Origin of the sequence: Devosia sp., assembly GCF_028290625.1 — a bacterium.
GTDB lineage: Bacteria > Pseudomonadota > Alphaproteobacteria > Rhizobiales > Devosiaceae > Devosia.
Genome location: NZ_JAQGJM010000055.1, coordinates 1 through 5,146, shown reverse-complemented (window position 1 = coordinate 5,146; position 5,146 = coordinate 1). Strand labels below are relative to the sequence as shown.

Sequence of the window (5,146 nt, the reverse complement as noted above, 5' to 3'; positions counted from 1 at the left end):
CAGCCCGGCGAGCACCGCTATCCATCTCATGGGATGACGCCCCACTCATGCAGCACCGCCGGGCCGCGCTCGACCGCCAGCGCCGTGCCGACCAGCAGCGCGGCCGCGCTGATCGCAAGCACCGCACCCGCGACCATGTCTTTAGCGGCCTTGATCTCGTCGTGCAGACCGGGATGAAGCAGGTCGATCACCGCCTCGATCGCGCTATTGAGCAGTTCGAGCGCGAGGATCAGCGCGACGAGGATCGCGATCAGTGCCCACCAGATTGGGGCCGGGCGCAGCACCAGTAGCGCGATCAACGCGACGCCGGCGATCGCCGTTTGCGCCCGAAAGCTCGCCTCACGCCGCCATCCGGTGCGCCATCCTGCCAGCGCGAAGCCGAGACGCTCGCGGAACGGCCGGTTCTTCACGGCTCCTGCCCCCGCCCGAGCTCTTCTGCGGGCGCGGCATCGGCGGTGGCGGGCAAGCGCGGCGCATCGCGATCGGTGGCGGCGCCCAAAATTTCGCGTTCGTCGTTGGTGATGATGCGGTCGCGCGCGGCGCGCAGGTCGCCGGCTTCGAATTGCGCGCTCAACCGTTCCCTGTCGCGCGCGCGGTACATGTCCTCGGCGCGGTCGATCTGCTCGCCGTCAACGTCGAGCGCCTGAAGCGCCATGCGCCCCATCTTGACGGCCGATTCCATCACCTCGCGTACGACGCCCGACACCGCCGAACCCTTGAGCTTGAGCAGAGCCCGGCGGTCATAGGTGCGCGCGAAGATCGACGCTTGCGGGAACGCCTCATGCACACCCTCGATCAGTTCGGCGTCGAGCTGGTCGCCGTCGATGCAGAACAGGATCAGCTCTGCATCGTGCGCACCGGCCTGGCGCAACAAGTCCATGCGCGTGCCATCGCCGTAATAAACCTTGGCGCCGAACTCGGCCGCGACGTCGATCATCTCGATGTCGGTGTCGATCAACGTCACCGGCACGCCAGCGGCGATCAGCATTTGCGCGACGCTCTGACCGAATCGCCCGTAACCGATGATCAACGCGTTGGCGCCGTCGGCCTTCGGCCCTTCGCGCTCGCCGGTCGCGATCGGCGCTTCGCGGAACTTGCGCGTCACCATCATCAGGAACGGCGTCGTCGCCATCGAAAGCGTGATCACCGCGCTGAAGATGCTGACCGCCTGACCGTCGATCAGCATTGCGCGCTCGGCTTGCGCGAACAGCACGAAGCCGAACTCGCCGCCCTGGCTGAGCAACAGCCCGAGCGCCAGCGCGCCGCGCCAGTTCATCTTGAACAGCAGTCCGATGCCCATGACGATCGCTGCCTTGGTCGCGATCAATGCGATCGCCATGCCGATCACGAAGAAGGGCTTTTCGGCAATCACGTGGAGGTTGAGCATCATGCCGACCGCGAGGAAGAACAGCCCGAGCAGGATCGACCGGAACGGTTCGTCATCGGCCTCCAGCTCGTGGCGGTACGGCGAATCGGCGAGCATTACGCCCGCGACGAAGGCCCCCAGCGCAGTGGAGAGGTGGAGGATCTCCATTAATGCGGCAGCGGCGATGACCGTAAACAAGGCAGCGAACACGAACATTTCGCGCTCGCCGAGATTGCCGATCACGCGGAACAGCGGACGAAGGAGGTAGCGCCCGATCAGGATCAGCCCGCCGATCGCGAGCACCGTTTCGATGAACAGCAGCCAGCCCGGCGGACCGCCCATGTCGGCGGGGTTGCGCGACAGGATCGTGACGAGCGTGATCAGCGGGATGATCGACAGGTCCTGGAACAGCAGGATCGCGAAGGCGCGCTCGCCAAACGGTGTGCGCAGCCGCCCCGCCGATTGCAGCATCGGCAGCACCTGCGCCGTCGACGACAACGCCAGCGGCAGCCCGAGGACGAGCGCCGCCGCCCAGGTCGTGTTGCCGATCCAATGCACGATCGCCGCCACTGCCAGCCCGCAGATCACGACCTGCAGCGCTCCGAGCGCGAAGATATCCTGCTTCATCTTCCACAATCGGCTCGGGTTGAGCTCGAGCCCGACGATGAACAGGAGGAGCGTGATGCCGAGCTCGGCGACGCCGATCTTGCCTTCGGCATCGCCGATCAGGTGGAACGCCTGCGGCCCGATCATCGCGCCGGCGACGAGGAAGCCCAGGGTGGCGCCGAGCCCGAGCCGGCGGAACAGGATGACGAACACCAGCCCCGCACCGAGCATCACCACGCCGTCGCGGAGCATCGAGCCGTCGCCCATCAGGTGCCCGCCTGCGCCGCAGCGTCGGCGCCCGCTTCGAACGCCAGCCGGATCGACGGATGCCGTGCGGTGACGGTCAGCGCGGGCGTGAAGATATCGAGATCGGGCCAGTCCGGTGCCGGCCCCTCGCCTGCCAGCCAAGCAGTCAACTCGTCGCGGGCGGCCGCCAACTCCGCGGGGGTCCGGCCCACGGCGTGCGCCGCGAACAGCGAAGACGACGCCTGGCCCAGCGCACAAGCGCGGACCAGCATGCCGACCTCGGCAACTCGCCCATCGGCGAGGTTGACGTCGACCGTCACGCGGCTGCCGCAGATCGGCGAGCGTTTTTCCGACGACCCCATCGGGTCGCTCAACCGCTCATGATGGGGGATCGAGGCCGCCAGCCGCAATATGTCGGTATTGTAGAGCGGCGCGTTCATGGCCGGGATGTAGGCGACCGCGCCGCGCGATGCACCCCCGTATTCCCGCGAAAGCGGGAATCCAGAATCAGTTGCGCTTTCGCTTGCCGCCCTGGGCTCCCGCCTTCGCGGGAGCACTGATATTCCTAGTCTCCGTAGAGTCGCTATCGTCCGCTTCGCTTGAATTCGAATCACCCCCGAACATCGCTTGCCCGCTGCGCCGCTTGCCGATCACGTCCGCCACATACGCGCTGGTCGCGTTGAGCAACGGATAGGTCCGCGCCTTCGTCAGCCAGTCGGGCCGCTGCTTCGGCCCGCCGCCTGCCGTATCGGTGACCAGCACGACCAGCAGGAAGGCGAGGCTCGCGAGGATCAGGCCTTTGAGCGCCCCGAACCCGAACCCCATCGCGCGGTCTAGCGGGCCGAGAATCGACGACCGCGTCCGCTTGCCGATCGCTTGCGCCACCATGCGCCCGCCGAACCATGCCGCGCCCGCGATCAGCGCGAAGGCAAGTACTGCGGCGCCGGTCGAGGTTGCGATGATGCCGGTCAGCGCCTGCGTGACCGGCGCATGCACCAGCTTGAGCGCAAAGACGACGAGGACCCAGGCGAACAACGATAGCACCTCATGCACGAAACCGCGCAGCCAGCCGAACACGGCGGCTGCGCCGACGCCGAGCAGGACGAGAATGTCGAGCGTGTGGAGGCCCATATGCGAAGGGCTAGCCGCGCCCCAGCATATGGTCAACGAGCGCGCCCAACGTCTTGAATCCGCTGACCTTCATCCCGCCCTCGCCCTTGGTCGCCGCCGGCCCCATCGCCCGCTCGAACCCGAGCTTGGCCGCTTCCTTGAGCCGCAGCGGCGCGTGCGCGACCGGGCGCACCTCGCCCGACAGCGCTATCTCGCCAAACGCGACCGCATCGGCGGGCACCGGCCGTTCGCTGAGCGCCGAGATAAGCGCCGCCGCCACCGCCAGATCCGCCGCGGGATCCTGCACGCGATAGCCGCCCGCGATGTTGAGATAGACCTCGCACGTCGAAAAGCTCAGCCCGCACCGCGCCTCCAGCACCGCGAGAATCATCGCCAGCCGCCCGCTGTCCCAGCCGACCACCGCGCGCCGCGGCGTCGCGCCCGACGCAAGCCGCACGACCAGCGCCTGAATTTCGACCAGTACCGGTCGCGTCCCCTCCAGCGCGGGGAACACCGTCGATCCCGTCACGCCTTCCTCACGATGCGTCAGGAACAGCGCGCTGGGATTGGCGACCTCGCTCAGCCCACCCGTCTCCATCGCAAACACGCCGATCTCGTCGGTGCCGCCGAAGCGGTTCTTGATCGCGCGCAGGATGCGATACTGATGACTGCGCTCGCCCTCGAAGCTCAGCACCGTGTCGACCATATGCTCGAGCACGCGCGGTCCCGCGATGCTGCCGTCCTTGGTGACGTGGCCGACCAGCACCAGCGCGCTGCCGCGCTCCTTGGCGAAGCGAATCAATTCCTGCGCCGACGCGCGGACCTGGCTGACCGTGCCCGGCGCACCCTCGATCAGATCGGAGTGCATCGTCTGGATCGAATCGATCACCAGCAACGCGGGCGGTTGCCCCTGCCCCAACGTTGTCAAAATATCGCGCGTCGATGTCGCCGCGGCGAGTTCGACATGCGCGTCGCCCAGCCCCAGCCGTCGTGCGCGTAACCGCACCTGATCGGCGGCCTCTTCACCCGACACATACACCACGCGCTGCCCGCGTCGCGCGAGCTCGGCCGCGGCTTGCAACAACAAGGTCGACTTGCCGATCCCCGGATCGCCGCCGATCAGCGTCGCCGATGCCTCGACGAACCCGCCCCCCATCGCGCGGTCGAGTTCGGCGATCCCGGTCGCCATCCGCTCGGGCAACGTCACGTCGGCATCGAGCCCGATCAGCGCAATCGCACGCCCACCGGACTGTAGATTATGCTTGGCCTGGAACGGGGTGACGTTGCCGCCGACCTCTTCGATCAGCGTGTTCCACTCGCTGCAATCGACGCACTGCCCCTGCCACCGGCTCGCCACCGACCCGCACGATTGGCAGACGTAACGCTTCTGGGGTTTTGCCATTTAGCCCTCTCCCATCTTCATGGGAGAGGGTTGGGTGAGGGTCTTCTTCTTTTTTGCCGCCATCCGCGCAATCGCTGCCAATCGAATGGCCTCGAGCACGCCGCCCCGATTCTCGATTACGTCGCTGCTCCAGAAACGGATCAAGAAATACCCACGCTCTCGCAGGAATTCTGTCCGCCTGGTGTCGCGCTCGGGCTCATGCTGACCGCCGTCAATCTCCACCACCAGCATCGCTTCGACGCACAAAAAATCGACGACGTACGATCCGATCGTCGCTTGAAAGCGAAATTTGAAACCGTCGCATTGCCGGCTGCGCAATGCTTGCCAGATGATTTGCTCGACGTCGGTGCGGTCGCAGCGAAGGCGCGCCGCATACGGACTGATCTGCCGACGAACCGGGTACATTGCGCTAGCCT

At 66.7% G+C, this 5,146-nt stretch carries 6 protein-coding genes; all 6 read right to left on the bottom strand.

Translation table 11 applies throughout. The features are described 5' to 3' along the window. Window positions 1-26: 26 nt before the first annotated feature. Window positions 27-410, bottom strand: coding sequence for a diacylglycerol kinase (locus JWR51_RS23890; protein ID WP_299753639.1), 384 nt, complete (start codon window positions 408-410; stop codon window positions 27-29). Continuing rightward, the gene (locus tag JWR51_RS23885) at window positions 407-2,239 is read right to left on the bottom strand and encodes a cation:proton antiporter (RefSeq protein ID WP_299753637.1); all 1,833 of its coding nucleotides are present in this window, start codon (window positions 2,237-2,239) and stop codon (window positions 407-409) included. Before JWR51_RS23885 ends, JWR51_RS23890 begins: the two co-directional genes overlap by 4 nt. Continuing rightward, window positions 2,239-2,658, bottom strand: coding sequence for an iron-sulfur cluster assembly scaffold protein (locus JWR51_RS23880; RefSeq protein WP_299753635.1), 420 nt, complete (start codon window positions 2,656-2,658; stop codon window positions 2,239-2,241). The genes JWR51_RS23885 and JWR51_RS23880 overlap by 1 nt, the downstream gene beginning before the upstream one ends. 67 nt (window positions 2,659-2,725) lie before the next feature. Next, complete coding sequence (locus JWR51_RS23875) at window positions 2,726-3,349, bottom strand: CvpA family protein (RefSeq protein WP_299753633.1); 624 nt, start codon at window positions 3,347-3,349, stop codon at window positions 2,726-2,728. Between the two features lie 10 nt (window positions 3,350-3,359). Beyond that, a complete protein-coding gene (gene radA, locus JWR51_RS23870) occupies window positions 3,360-4,730 on the bottom strand; it encodes a DNA repair protein RadA (protein ID WP_299753631.1) in 1,371 nt (456 codons plus the stop codon). After that, window positions 4,731-5,146, bottom strand: a 416-nt coding sequence (locus tag JWR51_RS23865; RefSeq protein WP_366525645.1) for an endonuclease domain-containing protein, incomplete at its 5' end; no start/stop codon positions are given.

What these genes read in the sequence shown, in the direction of transcription:
- JWR51_RS23875 (WP_299753633.1), bottom strand. Translation starts at nt 3,349, where the DNA reads ATGGGCCTCCACACGCTCGACATTCTCGTCCTGCTCGGCGTCGGCGCA.
- JWR51_RS23880 (WP_299753635.1), bottom strand. Translation starts at nt 2,658, where the DNA reads ATGAACGCGCCGCTCTACAATACCGACATATTGCGGCTGGCGGCCTCG.
- JWR51_RS23885 (WP_299753637.1), bottom strand. Translation starts at nt 2,239, where the DNA reads ATGGGCGACGGCTCGATGCTCCGCGACGGCGTGGTGATGCTCGGTGCG.
- radA (WP_299753631.1), bottom strand. Translation starts at nt 4,730, where the DNA reads ATGGCAAAACCCCAGAAGCGTTACGTCTGCCAATCGTGCGGGTCGGTG.